14 protein-coding genes and 1 pseudogene are annotated in these 15,318 nt (G+C 65.0%); 8 read left to right on the top strand and 7 right to left on the bottom strand.

The features are described 5' to 3' along the window. Positions 1-4 precede the first annotated feature (4 nt). Together kdsA and MF134_RS12525 are read right to left on the bottom strand one after the other, a co-directional pair. Entirely contained in the window at positions 5-835 is an 831-nt protein-coding gene (kdsA, locus tag MF134_RS12520) for a 3-deoxy-8-phosphooctulonate synthase (RefSeq protein WP_255339802.1), read from the bottom strand. Beyond that, complete coding sequence (locus tag MF134_RS12525; protein ID WP_255339803.1) at positions 832-1,680, bottom strand: VOC family protein; 849 nt, start codon at positions 1,678-1,680, stop codon at positions 832-834. The genes kdsA and MF134_RS12525 overlap by 4 nt, the downstream gene beginning before the upstream one ends. Positions 1,681-1,784: 104 nt before the next feature. On the opposite strand from MF134_RS12525, the gene MF134_RS12530 reads away from it, so the two are divergent. Beyond that, positions 1,785-2,438 carry an N-acetylmuramoyl-L-alanine amidase gene (locus MF134_RS12530; protein WP_255339804.1) on the top strand — a complete coding sequence of 218 codons (654 nt, stop codon included), beginning with the start codon at positions 1,785-1,787 and terminating at the stop codon, positions 2,436-2,438. 69 nt (positions 2,439-2,507) lie between these two features. Here MF134_RS12530 and MF134_RS12535 read toward each other — a convergent pair whose 3' ends face one another. From MF134_RS12535 to tpiA, 3 genes and pseudogenes are all read right to left on the bottom strand, one after another. Further along, complete coding sequence (locus tag MF134_RS12535; protein WP_255339805.1) at positions 2,508-4,136, bottom strand: CTP synthase; 1,629 nt, start codon at positions 4,134-4,136, stop codon at positions 2,508-2,510. 449 nt (positions 4,137-4,585) lie between these two features. Next, a pseudogene (secG, locus tag MF134_RS12540) lies at positions 4,586-5,089 on the bottom strand (preprotein translocase subunit SecG); the annotation flags it as partial. A 79-nt stretch (positions 5,090-5,168) separates the two neighbouring features. Continuing rightward, positions 5,169-5,933, bottom strand: coding sequence for a triose-phosphate isomerase (gene tpiA / locus MF134_RS12545; RefSeq protein WP_255339806.1), 765 nt, complete (start codon positions 5,931-5,933; stop codon positions 5,169-5,171). 198 nt (positions 5,934-6,131) lie between these two features. Here tpiA and MF134_RS12550 point away from each other — a divergent pair, with 198 nt between their 5' ends. The 7 genes from MF134_RS12550 to sbmA all read left to right on the top strand — a co-directional run bounded on the left by MF134_RS12550 (position 6,132) and on the right by sbmA (position 13,911). Further along, the gene (locus MF134_RS12550) at positions 6,132-8,021 is read left to right on the top strand and encodes a SurA N-terminal domain-containing protein (protein WP_255339807.1); all 1,890 of its coding nucleotides are present in this window, start codon (positions 6,132-6,134) and stop codon (positions 8,019-8,021) included. Continuing rightward, positions 8,018-9,049 (top strand): anthranilate phosphoribosyltransferase, encoded by a 1,032-nt coding sequence (gene trpD, locus MF134_RS12555; RefSeq protein ID WP_255339808.1) that lies wholly within the window; start codon positions 8,018-8,020, stop codon positions 9,047-9,049. Before MF134_RS12550 ends, trpD begins: the two co-directional genes overlap by 4 nt. Continuing rightward, a complete protein-coding gene (gene trpC / locus MF134_RS12560) occupies positions 9,046-9,867 on the top strand; it encodes an indole-3-glycerol phosphate synthase TrpC (protein WP_255339809.1) in 822 nt (273 codons plus the stop codon). Before trpD ends, trpC begins: the two co-directional genes overlap by 4 nt. Continuing rightward, the gene (gene moaC, locus MF134_RS12565) at positions 9,864-10,367 is read left to right on the top strand and encodes a cyclic pyranopterin monophosphate synthase MoaC (RefSeq protein ID WP_255339810.1); all 504 of its coding nucleotides are present in this window, start codon (positions 9,864-9,866) and stop codon (positions 10,365-10,367) included. The genes trpC and moaC overlap by 4 nt, the downstream gene beginning before the upstream one ends. Continuing rightward, positions 10,364-11,572, top strand: a complete 1,209-nt coding sequence (locus MF134_RS12570; protein WP_255339811.1) for a molybdopterin molybdotransferase MoeA — start codon at positions 10,364-10,366, stop codon at positions 11,570-11,572. Before moaC ends, MF134_RS12570 begins: the two co-directional genes overlap by 4 nt. A gap of 81 nt (positions 11,573-11,653) precedes the next feature. Beyond that, positions 11,654-12,427, top strand: a complete 774-nt coding sequence (gene lexA, locus MF134_RS12575; protein ID WP_255339812.1) for a transcriptional repressor LexA — start codon at positions 11,654-11,656, stop codon at positions 12,425-12,427. A gap of 227 nt (positions 12,428-12,654) precedes the next feature. Beyond that, entirely contained in the window at positions 12,655-13,911 is a 1,257-nt protein-coding gene (gene sbmA / locus MF134_RS12580) for a peptide antibiotic transporter SbmA (protein ID WP_255339813.1), read from the top strand. An 18-nt stretch (positions 13,912-13,929) separates the two neighbouring features. Here the strand turns inward: sbmA and MF134_RS12585 are convergent, their stop codons facing one another. Both MF134_RS12585 and MF134_RS12590 read right to left on the bottom strand, forming a co-directional pair. Further along, positions 13,930-14,544: an alpha-ketoglutarate-dependent dioxygenase AlkB family protein gene (locus MF134_RS12585; RefSeq protein WP_255339814.1), complete on the bottom strand. Its 615-nt coding sequence runs from the start codon at positions 14,542-14,544 to the stop codon at positions 13,930-13,932. Next, a complete protein-coding gene (locus tag MF134_RS12590; RefSeq protein ID WP_255339815.1) occupies positions 14,541-15,251 on the bottom strand; it encodes a helix-turn-helix transcriptional regulator in 711 nt (236 codons plus the stop codon). Before MF134_RS12590 ends, MF134_RS12585 begins: the two co-directional genes overlap by 4 nt. Positions 15,252-15,318: the final 67 nt, after the last annotated feature.

Consider the following 15,318-nt stretch of genomic DNA (forward strand, 5'->3'; position numbering starts at 1 on the left):
CGCCTCATCCCTTCGTCAGGGCATCCAGCGCCTTCAGCCGCTTCAACAACTCCGGCATCTGATCCAGCGGCACCATGTTCGGCCCATCCGACGGCGCGTTGTCCGGGTCCTCGTGGGTCTCGATGAAAAGCCCCGCCACGCCGACAGCCACCGCCGCCCGCGCCAGGGTCTCGACGAAGCGGCGCTCGCCGCCCGAGGAACCGCCCTGCCCGCCCGGCTGCTGCACCGAGTGGGTGGCGTCAAAGACAACGGGCAAGCCGGTTTCGGCCATGATCGGCAGCGCGCGGAAGTCCGAGACCAGCGTGTTGTAGCCGAAGGAGACGCCGCGCTCGGTGAGAAGAACGTTGGGATTGCCGCTTTCGGTGACCTTGGCCGCGACGTTCTTCATGTCCCAGGGCGCGAGGAACTGGCCCTTCTTGATGTTGATCACCTTGCCGGTCTTCGCGGCGGCGATCAGGAGGTCGGTCTGGCGGCAGAGGAAGGCCGGGATCTGCAGGATGTCGCAGACGGCGCCGACTTCTCGGCACTGTTCTTCGGTGTGAATGTCCGTCAGCACGGGCAGGTCGAAGGTCTCGGCGACCTCCTGAAACACCGGCAGCGCGCCGGAGAGACCGATGCCGCGCTTGCCCTTCAGGCTCGTGCGGTTCGCCTTGTCGAAGCTCGCCTTGAAGACATAGGGGATGCCGAGATCCTCGGTGATCCGCTTCATCTTTTCCGCGATCGTCATCGCATGGTCGCGGCTTTCCATCTGGCAGGGGCCGGCGATCAGCGCGAAGGGTGCGGTGTTGGAGAAACGCGCAGACCCGGCGGCGACGGTGGCTTGCTGCTGGCTCATGCTCGGTTCTCCTCGATGAATCGGATTTCGCCTGCCCCGTTCGGACAGCCGACCAGGATGCTGCCTTCCTCATCGACGGCCGAAGAAACGCCATTCCTGGCGAAAACGGACGTCAGAGCATCCCGATCGGCGACGACGACGGTCATCGCCGTCAAGGCAAAGGGAGCCGCTCCGTCTCCGCCGACCTCGACGAGTTCGACTTCGCCGTTCGGCAGACGGAAGCTGACCATACCGTCGTCGCGGTCCTGCCCGTCGGCGTTCAGGACGGCGCCGAGATAGGACCGGGCCGACTCGATGTCGGTCGTCGAGAACTCCACCGCCGCGATGCCTCGCGCGGTATTGCCGTGGGTCGTCAGGCGGGAGCGATCGATCGTGACGGCGTGACGCGCCTCGCACAGGAAGACGTTCGGCGCCTCTGGGGCGAAATCCTTCACGAAGACAAGGCGGAACGAGAGTTCGGCCACGTCCCCGTTCGGCAGGGTCAGGCGGCGCTCGAATTCGGTCGTGCGGCTTTCCGCCAGGCCGAAGGCGTCGAGGGCGTTGCGGTCTTCAAGACCGTCGCGGCTCTGCAGGGCAAGCCCGGAAAACGCCGAAGACAAGCTGGAGCGAAACGCCCGATCGCGCAGGACGAAGAGATTGCCTTCCGTGATCGCCGTCTCGCATGCCAGCGGATCGACCACAGACAGCGGCTCGATCATCAGCCCGTCTTCGAGATAGACGCAGGCATTGCCGGTCCCGAACGGATGCTGCGCCTCCGGCGCGACGGTGAAGCCGAGGGTTTCGAACCAGTCGCGCGCATGAGATATCTTCCTAAAAGGCATCACGACATGATCGAGAGATCTCACGAAACAAATTTCCTAAACTTGCGATGGAATAATACTTGCCAATCCCACCATTGACTGCAATACTAACAACGTAGAAGTGCACTATCAAGAAGGTGGAGACAAAGATGAGTAAACCTCGTACTTGGCAATTCGATCTCCCCGACGGAGAGGCACCTGCTGACGGCGATCTGCCAGAACGATGGTATCCCGGAATACGCGATTCCTGGAATAGATGTACATCAACGCGTCTCTATGATCCAATTGAGGGAATTAGAGCTGTAGTGATACACGGCACTGCGGGGTCATCGTCTTCCGGGGCCGCATCTGTTATGCACGCCGGTGTAGCAAGTTTTCATTGGCTCGTTCCTGATGAAAACGAAGAGGCGCACGGGAAGTATGTCTGGGCGTGCGCTCCAGAAACCAAGGCCGCATGGCACGTAAGAAACTCACGATCTCATCCTGATGTCTGGAATGGTGAGAAGAAAATAAATCACTTCTCCCTTGGAATTGAAATAGTCAACTCGCAAGATATGCAAGACCCGTTTTCTGATTGGCAGGTAGAATCCACAGCAAAAATAGTTCGATATTGCTGGCTTAAATATCCAAATCTTAAGCATATCGTGACTCACGCCAAGCTAGATCCAGAGAGACGAAGAGACCCGACAAAACTATTCCCCTGGGACCATTTCAAAGCGCTTGTTTTAAATGGAGATCGTGCACAGGCAGTTGCGATGAACGAGGGCGGTGTCAGCGCCGGAGGATATTCCGTCTACGGCTGAAATGCCGTTATCCAATTTCTAGCTGTAGTGAGGTTTATGGCCCTCTGGATTCGGAGCGCCATTTGCTATTCACACCAGCCGCGAGCGCTCTAGGGCCGCGGCGACGAAGCTCGCAAACAGCGGGTGCGGCTCGAAGGGGCGCGACTTCAGCTCCGGGTGATACTGTACGCCGATGAACCACGGATGGTCTGCAAGCTCGACCGTCTCGGGCAGGAGCCCGTCCGGCGACATGCCGGCGAAGATCATGCCCGCCTCTTCCAGCGCCGCGCGATATTCGCGGTTGACCTCGTAGCGGTGGCGGTGGCGCTCCTCGATTTCGGTGTCGCCGTAGATCCCCGCAATCTTCGAGCCGTCCTTCAAGTGCGCCTTGTAGGCGCCGAGGCGCATGGTGCCGCCGAGATCGCCCTTGGCCGCGCGCTTTTCGAGTTCGTTGCCCTTCAGCCATTCGGTCATCAGGCCGACGACGGGCTCCGACGTCTCGCCGAATTCGGTAGAGCCGGCCTTGTCGATATGGGCGAGCGAGCGCGCCGCCTCGATTACCGCCATCTGCATGCCGAAGCAGATCCCGAAATACGGCACATTGCGCTCGCGGGCGAAGCGGGCCGCGTGGATCTTGCCCTCGGCCCCGCGCTCGCCGAACCCGCCGGGGACGAGAATGCCGTTCACGCGCTCGAGATAGGGCGAAGGATCTTCCTGCTCGAAGACCTCCGATTCGATCCAGTCGAGCCGGACCTTCACCCGATTGGCGATGCCGCCATGCTGCAGCGCCTCGATCAGCGACTTGTAGGCGTCCTTGAGGCCGGTATACTTCCCGACGATCGCAATCGTGACCTCGCCTTCCGGATTGCGAATGCCGTCCACGACCTGATGCCAACGCTGGAGCTGCGGCTTCGGCGCCGGATCGATGCCGAAGGCGGCGAGCACTTCCGTGTCGAGGCCCTCATGGTGGTACGCGATCGGGACGTCGTAGATGGTCGCGACGTCCAGCGCCTGGATGACGGCCGTCTCGCGCACATTGCAGAACAGCGAGAGCTTGCGCCGCTCCTCCTTGGGGACCGGACGGTCGGAGCGCACGAGCAGGATGTCCGGCTGAATGCCGATCGCGCGGAGTTCGCGGACCGAGTGCTGGGTCGGCTTGGTCTTCAGCTCGCCCGCTGTCGGGATGAAGGGCATCAGGGTCAGGTGGACATAGATCGCCCCGCCCCGCGGCAGGTCGTTGCCGAGCTGCCGGATCGCCTCGAAGAATGGCAGGGCTTCGATGTCGCCCACCGTGCCGCCGATTTCGCAGAGCACGAAGTCGTACTCCTCGTTGCCTTCGAGGACGAATTCCTTGATGGCGTCGGTGACATGCGGGATCACCTGGACTGTGGCGCCCAGATAGTCGCCGCGCCGCTCCTTGGCGATGATCTCCTGATAGATCCGCCCTGTGGTGATGTTGTCGTGCTTGTTGGCAGAGCGCCCGGTGAAGCGCTCGTAGTGACCGAGGTCGAGATCGGTCTCCGCCCCGTCGTCGGTGACGAACACCTCGCCGTGCTGGGTCGGGCTCATCGTGCCCGGATCGACGTTGAGATAGGGGTCGAGCTTGCGCAGCCGGACCCGATAGCCCCGCGCCTGCAGCAATGCGCCGAGGGCCGAGGAAGCCACGCCTTTTCCGAGAGAGGAAACCACGCCGCCGGTGATGAAGATATATCGCGCCATGGGCCCTCTCGATAACGCCGCACCGGCGATTCTGCCAGTCACAATTCTGGAGTTACACATCTCAAACGAACGGGGCGCCGCTGGCGCCCCGCAATCGGCCGAAAAAATTTCACCCGCCGCCGTTACTGGCTGGTGGTCGGGTCGGAAGCACCGTCGCCCTCGGACAACGGCTCCAGCGTCGCGTCGGCCGGGGCCTCAGGCGAGGTGGTCGTTTCGTCTGTTGAAGCCGGCTCGTCTGCGGCAGGCGCGTCCACCGTCGTGTCGGTGTTGTCAGGCTGTATCGCACCCTCAGGCGTCGTCTGGGCAGGCTCTGGCGTCGCCGCGTCGCTCGGGGCCGTGTCCGTCGCTGCCGGCGCGGCAGCGTCGCCGGGATCGGCCACGTCCTCGGGCCGCTCGGTCCCGGCCGGCGGCGGTTCGACGGGCGGAACGGTCGCCTCGTCGGCGCCCTGCGGCGTATCGCCGGCGGGGTTGGCCGGAATTTCTTCCACGGCATCCGGCGCGGCCGGTGCCGCTTCGTCCTGCGCCGGGGCCGGTGCGGCCGGCTGCGCGGAACCATCGATCAGGGAATCGCTCGCTGCACCACGGGCCGCGCCACCCGTCGCGTTGCCGGCCGGAGCCGGCTGGCTCTCTTCCTCGGGCAGGCCGCCCAGCTGGTCGAGCAGGCTGCCTTCGCCGCCATTCTCACCCTGGGTCGCCGCCGGCAGCGTGTCGAGAATGTCGGTCGGCTGGGAACCGTAGCGCGCCAGGATGCCGAGCGCGAGCGACGTGGCGAAGAAGCCCACCGCCAGAATGGCCGTCGTGCGCGTCAGGGCATTGGCGGCGCCGCGCGCCGACATCAGGCCACCGCCGCCACCGCCGATGCCGAGCGCTCCACCTTCGGATCGCTGCAGCAGCACGACGATGACGAGCGCCACGACGATCATCAGGTGGATGATGATGAGAACGTTTTCCATCGAACTTTCGTGAGGATCGTTTTATCGAATTGCGGGCCTTCTACAGAACCAGGCGCCGCATTCCAACCGGTTTTCCGCGTCAATCGCCCCGGACGGGACAAGCCTCGCATATCGCGATGAAGTCCGCCGCCTTCAAGCTTGCGCCGCCGATCAGCGCGCCATCGACATTGTCGACGGCCAGAAGCTCGGCCGCATTGCCGGGTTTGACCGAGCCGCCGTACAGCAAACGCACCGCCCCGGCAACCGCCTCGCCGAAGCGGACGACGAGCTTTTCGCGCAGAAAGTCATGCACTTCCTTGACGTCGGCATTGGTCGGCGTGCGCCCGGTGCCGATCGCCCATACCGGCTCATAGGCGACCACCGTGTTTTCCGCGGTCAAGCCGTCGGGGAGCGAACCCGCCAACTGCCCGGCCAGGACGTCCAGCGTGTTGCCGGCGACGCGTTCCTCCTCCGTCTCGCCAATGCACACGATCGCGATCAGGCCGGCACGCCAGGCGGCCTCGGCCTTGGCCTTGACAGTCGCATCGTCCTCGCCGTGATCCGCACGACGCTCCGAATGGCCGACGATGACGTAGCGGGCGCCGACATCGGCGAGCATTTCCGCCGCAATGTCGCCCGTGTGAGCGCCGGAAGTCTCCCAATGGCAATCCTGGCCGCCGACCGCGACCTTGTCGCGCAACAGGCCGGCGCTCGCCGAGACCATCGTCGCGGGCGGGCAGATCAGGAGATCCTTGCCCTGGCCAGCCGGCCCGCTTGCGGCCTGAGCGATCGCGTCGAGCTCGGTCAGGGCCTTCAGAGTGCCGTTCATTTTCCAATTGCCGGCGATCAATGGCTTCGGTGGCATGGTCGCAACACTCCCTTTCGTGCCCGTTCGGGCCGGCGTTCACGGCGCCCGTCTTTTTCGCGGCGGACCATCGTTCATCGATGTTCAGAAATCAATCGCCTGCCTCGCTTGCGCCCCGCCGCCCCTCTTCACTAATAAGGCTTTGCGAACCGAAGTCCGGACAGGCAGGCTCGGCCCTCGCAGGAATGGGAGAAGACGATGCTGAACATGCTCAGACAGAGCGTCTCCGGGTGGACGGCCAAGATCCTGCTCGGCCTTCTGGTTTTGAGCTTCGCGGTCTGGGGGATCGGCAGCGGATTTCAGGGCGGCCTGTCGCGCACGGTAATGACGGCCGGCGAAACGGAAGTCTCGCCCACCGAATACGCTTTTGCCTATTCCCAGGCGGTGAACCGGATCTCCCGCCAGATCGGGCGCCAGATCACCACTCAGGAGGCCGAAACCTTCGGCATCGAACAGGGCGTGGTCAGCCAGCTCGTCTCGGGCGCCGTCCTCGACGAGCAGAGCCGTCAGCTCGGCCTCGGTGTTTCCGACGAACGGCTTGCCCAGACGATTGCCGAGGACCCGACCTTCCGGGATTCCAGCGGCAATTTCTCCCGCCAGGCCTTCTCGAACGCGCTCCGCAACGCGCGGGTCAACGAAAACGACTATATCGAGCAGCAGAACCGCGTCGCGCGGCGCAGCCAGCTGGTCGACGCCGTGGCCAGGGACGCCCAGACGCCGGCGGTCTTCGTCACCGCGCTCGGCCTTTATAATGGCGAGCGCCGCACGGTCGATTACCTCACGCTACAGGCGCCGGAACCCTCGGCCATCGCTGACCCGTCCGAGGAGGAGTTGCAGAGCTATTTCGACGAGCATCAGAGCCGCTACGCGGCCCCCGAGTACCGCTCGATCGCCTATGCCGAACTGACGCCCCAGGCGATCACCGATCCTTCCACGGTGACCGAGGACCAGATCGCGGCCGACTACGAAGCGCGCAAGGCGACCTACACGACGCCGGAGCGCCGGCACGTGCAGCAGATCGTCTTCCAGGATCGCGAGGCGGCCGAGGCTGCCAAGTACGCGCTCGCCTCGGGCACGAGCTTTGAGGAGGTCGCGGCCGATGCCGGGCGCTCCCTCGCCGACATCGACCTCGGCACGGTCGCGAAGTCGGCCATTCCCGGGAGCGAAGTCGCCGACGCCGCCTTCTCGCTGGAGACGAACGAAGTGTCCGACGTCGTCGACGGCATTTTCGGCCCGACCATCGTCCGCGTCCTGCGTGTGGAGCCAGAAGGTGTCCAGCCGCTCGAAGAGGTCCAGGACAATATTCGCAATGAGCTGGCGCTCGCCAATGCCGCCGAGACGGTGAACTCCGCCTATGACGTCTATGAAGACGCGCGCGGGGGCGGGGCGACCTTCCAGGAAGCCGCTGACCGCGCCGGGATCCCGGTCAAGACGGTCGAGGCGATCGACCGGCAGGGCAACGATGCGGAAGGCAACCCGGTCGCCGACATTCCGGCGCAGGACGACCTGCTGCAGGCCGCCTTCGAAAGCGAGCCCGGCCTCGACAATCTGCCCGTGAACGTCAATCCCAACGGCTACGTCTTCTTCGACGTCTTGAGCGTCGATCCGGCGCGCGACCGCACGCTGGACGAGGTGCGCGAAAGGGTCGTGGCGGACTGGAAAGGCGAAAAGGCGCAGGAGCAGCTTACCGCCCGCGCCGAAGAATACGAGCAGGCCATCGTCGGCGGCCAGAGCATGGGCGACATCGCCGCCGAAGCCGGCCTCGAGGTCCAGACCGCCAACGCCATCACCCGCACCTCGGGCGCTTCGGAACTGGGTCGCGAGGGCGTCGAGGCCGCTTTTTCCGGCGGCGTCGGCGCTGTCGCCACCGCACCGGGCCGCGAGGACGGCACGCGCCTCGTCCTGACGGTGAGGGAAGTGGCACCGCCGGCCGATCCCGCCGCCAATGTCAGCCAGGCGGAACGCCAGCAGATGGCCGGCATGCTGGAGAACGATCTCTACCAGACCTACGTTAACGTCCTGCAGAACGAATATCCGGTCAGCATGAACCGCTCCGCCATGGAACAGGCAAGGGCCCTGATCCGATGAGCCAGACGCTGAAGCCCTTCATCGCCAAGGCGGCCGACGGGCAGAGCCTGACGCGGGAGGAAGCCGTCGCCGCCTTCCAGGTAATGATGAGCGGCGAGGCGACGCCTTCCCAGATCGGCGGCCTCCTGATGGCATTGAGGGTGCGCGGCGAAACCGTCGACGAGATCACCGGCGCAGTGACCGTGATGCGCGCCAACATGGCGAAGGTTCGTGCGCCCGTCGGGGCGGTCGACATCGTCGGCACCGGCGGCGATCATGCCGGCACGCTGAACATCTCCACCTGCTCCGCTTTCGTGCTGGCCGGTTGCGGCGAAATCGTCGCCAAGCACGGCAACCGGGCGCTTTCGTCGAAATCCGGCGCGGCCGACGTGTTGATGGCGCTGGGCGTCAATGTCGACCTGAAGCCGGAGCAGATCGGCCCGGTGATCGAGGCGGCGGGCCTCGGCTTCATGTTCGCACCGACCCACCATGCCGCCATGCGCTTCGTCGGTCCGAGCCGGGTCGAACTCGGCACCCGCACGATTTTCAACTTGCTGGGTCCGCTCTCCAATCCGGCCGGGGTCCGCAAGCTCCTGGTCGGCGTGTTCTCGCCCCACTGGCTGCGGCCGATCGCCGAGACGTTGCGGGCGCTCGGCACCGAGGCCGCCTGGGTGGTCCATGGCGATGGGCTCGACGAGATGACCACGACCGGTTCGACCGAAATCGTGGCTCTTGCCGATGGCGAAATTTCCGAATTCTCCGTCACGCCGGAGGAGGTCGGGCTCAAGCGGTGGACGCTCGCCGACCTCAAGGGCGGCGATGCCACGCAGAACGCCCTGGCGCTGAAAGCTGTGCTCAACGGTGAACCCGGCGCCTATCGCGACACAGTCGTCTTGAACAGCGCCGGCGCGCTGGTGATGAGCGGCAGGGCGAAGGACCTCGAAGGCGGGATCGCTCTGGCGAGCGAAGCCGTCGACAGCGGCAAGGCGCTTGCAGCGCTGGAGCGGCTCGCGGCGGTGACCCAGCATTTCGCTGGAGGCGCGAAATGAGCGACATCCTTTCCCGCATCCGCGATTACAAGCTCGAGGAGATCGCGGCGGCGAAGTCTCGCCTCCCGCTCGCCGAACTCGAGGCGCGGATCGCCGACCAGGACGCCCCGCGCGGCTTCGTTCCCGCCATCGAGAGACGACTGGCCGCCGGCGAACACGCGCTGATCGCCGAGGTCAAGAAGGCAAGCCCATCCAAGGGGTTGATCCGCGAGGATTTCGACCCGCCGGAACTCGCCTCCGCCTACGAGGCGGGTGGGGCCACGTGCCTCAGCGTTCTGACCGATGCCCCCTCGTTTCAGGGGAAGCCCGAATACCTGACCGCCGCGCGCGCCACAACGCAGCTTCCGGCATTGCGCAAGGACTTTCTCTACGACACCTATCAGGTGGCTGAAGCAAGGGCCTGGGGTGCGGATGCGATCCTGATCATCATGGCGGCGGTCGAGGATGACGTCGCTGCCGCGCTTGAAGAAGCCGCCGCGCGGTACGGCCTCGACGTGCTCGTGGAAGTTCACGACGAGCCGGAGACCGAACGGGCGCTCAAGCTTTCCTCGCCGCTGATCGGCATCAACAATCGCAATCTCAAGACCTTCGAGACGACGCTGGAAACGGCCGAACGTCTGGCGAGCCAGATTCCCGACGACCGGATCGTAGTCGGCGAAAGCGGCATCTTCACCCATGCCGACTGCCTGCATCTTGCCGACCACGGCATCCGCACCTTCCTCGTCGGCGAAAGCCTTATGCGCCAGAAGGACGTGGCGGCCGCAACGCGGGTCCTGCTCGGTCACAACCGCGAGCCCGGCGCGGAGATCCGCCCATGAGCGGGGCCAAGGCGGATCGGCAGGGTCTCACCCATATCGACGAGACCGGCAAGGCCTCGATGGTGGATGTCGGCGGCAAGGCCGAGACGGTCCGCGTCGCCGAGGCCGAGGGCTGCGTGATCATGCAGGCCGACACACTCGACCTCATCACCCGCCAAGAGACGGCCAAGGGCGACGTCATCGGGACGGCCCGTCTCGCCGGCATCATGGCGGCCAAACGCACCCATGAACTGATCCCGCTCTGCCACGCGCTGCTTCTGTCCAAGATTGCCGTCGACATCGAGCCCGATCCAGCCCTGCCCGGCTTGAGAGTGGAAGCGACGGCGAAGCTCACCGGCCGCACCGGCGTCGAGATGGAAGCGCTGACCGCCGTCTCCGTCGCCTGCCTGACCATCTACGACATGGCCAAGGCGGTCGACCGGTCGATGGAGATCACCGGCATCCGGCTCTTGGCGAAGTCCGGTGGGCGCTCGGGCGACTGGACGGCGGAGCCGAAATGAGCCTGATTTCAGTCGAAGAGGCCTATGCCCGCCTCGTCACGCCCGTTCGCCCGATCGCGCGCACCGAAGAATTGCCCCTGGCAGAAGCCGCGGGTCGGGTGCTGGCCGAGGATATCGTCGCGCGTCGCACCCAGCCGGGTTTCGCAGCCTCCGCCATGGACGGCTATGCGGTCAGGGCGGCCGATACCGAGCAGCCCTTCCAGCCGCTGAGAGTGATCGGCGAGGCGGCCGCGGGTCGCGTCTTCTCCGGCCATGTCGGCGAGGGCGAGGCCGTCCGGATCTTCACCGGCGCGCCGATCCCCGATGGGGCCGATGCCATCCTGATCCAGGAAGATGCCGAGCGGCGTGAGGATGGCAGTCTCCTGCCGACCGAGAGCGTCAGGCCCGACCAGCACGTGCGGCCGGCGGGGGTGGATTTTCGCGACGGCGACAGGCTGCTTTCGAAGGGCACCCATCTTTCGCCCGGCGCCATCGCGCTGGCTGCCTGCGGCGGCTATCCGCGCCTTCAAGTCCTCGCCCGGCCGAAGGTCGCGGTGCTTGCGACAGGAGACGAGCTGGTTCCTCCCGGCGCCGAGGCCGGGCCGGCCCAGATCGTCGCCTCCAACAGCTACGGGGTTGCCGCCCTGATCGAGCAAGCAGGCGGCGAAGCCCTCGATCTGGGCATCGCTCCCGATGACGAAGGTCAGATCGCGGGACATCTCGATGCCGCGCTCGAGGCCGGATGTGACGTGTTCGTGACGATCGGCGGCGCCTCCGTCGGCAATCACGACCTGATCGGCAAGGTGTTCCAGTCGAAGAACGTCGAGCTTGCTTTTCTTAAGGTGGCGATGCGTCCCGGCAAGCCGCTTCTCGCCGGCACGATCGGCGACATGCGTCTCGTCGGGCTGCCCGGCAACCCGGCTTCGGCGATGGTGACGGCGACGCTGTTCCTCGCCCCGCTGGTGCGCGCGCTCTCAGGCCGCGACGCGGGCGTGCCGCGCGAGGCCGGCGTGCTCGGCAGCGACCTCGCTCCGAATGGCGAACGCGCCGATTTCATGCGCGCCACGCGAAGCATCGAGGACGGCCGGAAGATCATCCGTCCGCTGCCCCGTCAGGATTCCTCGCTGCTCTCCATCTATGCCGCCGCCGACGTGCTTCTCGTGCGCGCGCCCCAGGCGCCCGCGGCTCAGGCGGGCGAACCCTGCGCCTTCATTGCGCTCGCATAGTGCACAAAACTCGCGCAGGGCCTTGCGGAACACAACTAGAACAGATAGGTTTGTTCAGGTTTTGTTTTGAGGGCCGTTCCCATGCTGACGCGCAAACAGCACGAGCTTTTGTGGTTCATTCACGATCGGCTGAAGGAAACCGGCGTGCCCCCCTCCTTCGACGAAATGAAGGATGCGCTGGAGCTGAAATCGAAGTCGGGAATCCACCGCCTGATCACCGCTTTGGAAGAGCGCGGCTTCATTCGGCGGCTGCCCAACCGGGCGCGGGCTCTCGAAGTGCTGAAACTGCCCGAATCCTTCCGCGGTGGCCGCCCGGCGGGGCAGGCCAGGACCGGCTTCACCCCCAGCGTCATTGACGGCAGCCGCGGAGCGGAGACCCGCGCCGCAGCGGACAATGCCCAGCCGAGCCTCGCGAGCGCGCCTGCAGCCGCGCCGGGACGCGCACTCCGCAGCGCCGCCCCAGCCCGCTCGGAGGCGGTCTCGGTGCCGGTGATGGGACGAATCGCCGCGGGCGTGCCGATTTCCGCTATCCAGAACAACACCCATTCGATTCAGGTCCCGCCGGAAATGCTGAGCGGCGGAGAGCATTACGCCCTCGACGTGAAGGGCGATTCCATGGTCGAAGCCGGCATTCTCGATGGCGACACGGTGGTGATTCGCCGAGCAGAGACCGCCTCGCCGGGCGACATCGTCGTGGCTCTTGTCGACGACGAAGAGGCGACGCTCAAGCGTTTCCGCCGCCGCGGCGACACGATCGCCCTGGAAGCCGCCAACCCGGCCTACGAAACGCGCATATTCGGCGCCGACCGGGTCAAGGTTCAGGGCCGGCTCGTCGGCCTGATCCGCAAATACTGAGGCGTCTCAGCGAAATGCTGGCGGCCGGGCCTCGCTTCCGGTCTCGCAGACTTTGCCAAAGCTGCACCACCCCGCCGAACCTTGTCGATTTTTCACGCGCCGAGTCCAACGTTTCCCGCTAAGGAAGGCCGAAGGGTCCGATTTGCGTTTGCACGCGCTCCGTCCAGGGCAGGCCGTCCGGACCGAAGAGGCGGGCGCATGCCGCGATCGATGAGGGTGGTCTTCTCTTGTTCGTTTCCTTCTTCCCGAAACCGAAACTCTTCTTCCTCTCGGCCATCGGCTGGACAATCGCGGCCATCGCGCTCTGGTATGGCTTTGCCGGCGATGCGGGGCCCTGGTTCGGCCTGCCCGACCCGCCGATGGGCGAGCCGCCCGTTGTCGGCGTCTCGGTCTTCTGGTCGCCGCCCTTCCTGTGGTTCTACCTCTACTACACTGTCATGGTCGGTCTGTTCGCGGCCTTCTGGATGGTCTACTCACCCCATCGCTGGGCACTCTGGTCGATCCTCGGCTCGGCCCTGATCATCTTCGTCACCTATTTCCAGGTCCAGGTCTCGGTGGCGATCAACGCCTGGTACGGCTCCTTCTACGACCTGATCCAGGCTGCTCTCTCCCAGTCGCGACCGGTGACCACCGGCGAGTTCTATGACGGCGTCTACACCTTCCTGAGCATCGCGCTCGTCGCCGTGACGATCGCCGTTCTCAATTACTTCTTCATTTCGCACTACATCTTCCGCTGGCGCACGGCGATGAATGATTATTACATGCGCTACTGGGGCAAGCTTCGGCATATCGAAGGCGCCTCGCAGCGTGTCCAGGAGGACACGATGCGCTTTTCGACGACCACGGAAAGCCTCGGCGTCCGGTTGATCGACGCAATCATGACCCTGATCGCCTTCCTGCCCGTGCTCCTCGCCCTGTCGCAGAACGTCACCGAACTGCCACTGATCGGCGAAGTGCCCTATGCCCTGGTCTTTGCCGCGCTGATCTGGTCGGCCTTCGGTACGGCCTTCCTGGCAATCATCGGCATCAAGCTCCCGGGCCTGGAATTCAAGAACCAGCGGGTCGAGGCGGCCTACCGCAAGGAGCTCGTTTATGGCGAAGACGATGCCTCTCGCGCCCAGCCGCCGACGGTGGCCGAACTCTTCTCCCACGTCCGTCGCAACTATTTTCGACTGTATTTCCACTACATGTATTTCAACATCGCACGGATCGGCTATCTGCAGACCGACAATGTCTTCGCCCTGATCATCCTGGGCCCCACGATCGTCGCCGGCGCGATCACGCTCGGCGTGATGAACCAGATCGTCAACGCCTTCGACCAGGTCCGCTCGTCCTTCCAGTACCTGATCAACTCCTGGACGACGATCGTCGAACTGATGTCGATCTATAAACGCCTCCGCGGCTTCGAAGCTGCCATCGACGGCGAGCCCCTTCCCGAGATCGACCGGCGCTGGCTGGCGGAAGAGGGCAATCCGGCGGAATAGCGAGCCGCGGCGGAGAGATCACGCCGGCTTCGTCACCCTTCTCAGCGTCAGATTGATCCGGCCGCCGGCCTTCAACAGCGTCGAGGTCTGCGGGTAGATGCGGTCGACACCGTGGTAGCAGAGCCGGGCCGGACCGCCGAGGACGAAGACGTCGCCCGAAGCGAGGCGGATGGAGGCGGTCGATCCGCCGCGTTCGGTGCCGCCGACCCGGAACCGGCAATCGTCGCCGAGGGATACGGAGACGACAGGCGCGCCGAAATCGGCCTCGTCCTTGTCCTGATGGAGCCCCATCTTGGCGCTGTCGTCATAGAAATTGACGAGGCAGGCTTCAGGCGGCGCCGGATAGTCCGCCACCTCCCGCCAGAGCGCCAGCAAGGCGTCGGGGATGGGCGGCCAGGGCTCGTCCGTGACGGGATGGCGCTCCTGATAGCGGTAGCCCGATTTGTCGGCCACCCAGCCAAGCGAGCCGCAATTGGTCATGCGGACCGAAAACGGTCGCCCCCAGCGTGGCATGACGGGAGTGTAGAGCGGCGCCTCGGAGACGACCCCACGGATCGCGTCGACCAGAGCCTCCTGCCCATTTCGATCGAAGTGCTCCGGGAGGTGGCGTGCGCCCTCAGGCAGTACCGTCACGAGAGGTAGCCGAGCTGGGCGGCCATGGCGACGGCGTGTGTGCGGTTCGAGGCGTTCATCTTGCGCTGGGCGGAGGTGAGGTATTGCGAGACCGTGTATTCCGAGAGCGAAAGAATAGTGCCGATCTCGTTGGACGTCTTGCCGAGCATCGCGAATTTCAGACAGTCGCGCTCGCGGACGGATAGCGGGTTGTTGCGGCGGTTTTCCTCGAAACGCGCCGCCGCCAGCATCGAGAAATAACCGAAGGCGAAGAGGTGCAGATCGCGGATCAGCGACTGCGAGAGATCCGGACCGGCTCCCGCAAAGGAGACGGCCCCGTTGAACGAGGTCATGGCATGGACCGGTAGAAGCACCCCGGCCCGATAGCCCTCTTCGGCCAGAAACTGCGCCGCCGGCGAGGGATCGGGGTCGTCAGCGCCGTAGAGCGTTTCGATGTCCCAGACGAAGGGCATCGGATCGGTGCGCAGCGTTCCCAACACGATCTTGAAACGGTGCAGACCGAAATGCTCGTAGCCGCGGGCAAACTCAGCCGACCAGTTCGAATGGATGAGCCGGGTCGCCAGCCCTTCGTCGTCGGTCGAAGGCAGCGAAAACGAGGCGACATGGGAGAAGCCGCAATCGCGTGCCGCAGCATCCAGGACCTCGGCAAGGTCCTCCTCGCTCCATGGCTCCTCAATATGGCGAAGCCGCTCCAATGCCGCGGTCAAGCTACGCCTCCCTTCGTTGTTCTTGGCGGCGTCGCCTCGAGCGCGTCCGCGTCACAGGCGCGAGCGA

The sequence above is a fragment of the Jiella marina genome (assembly GCF_024359545.1).
GTDB lineage: Bacteria > Pseudomonadota > Alphaproteobacteria > Rhizobiales > Rhizobiaceae > Jiella.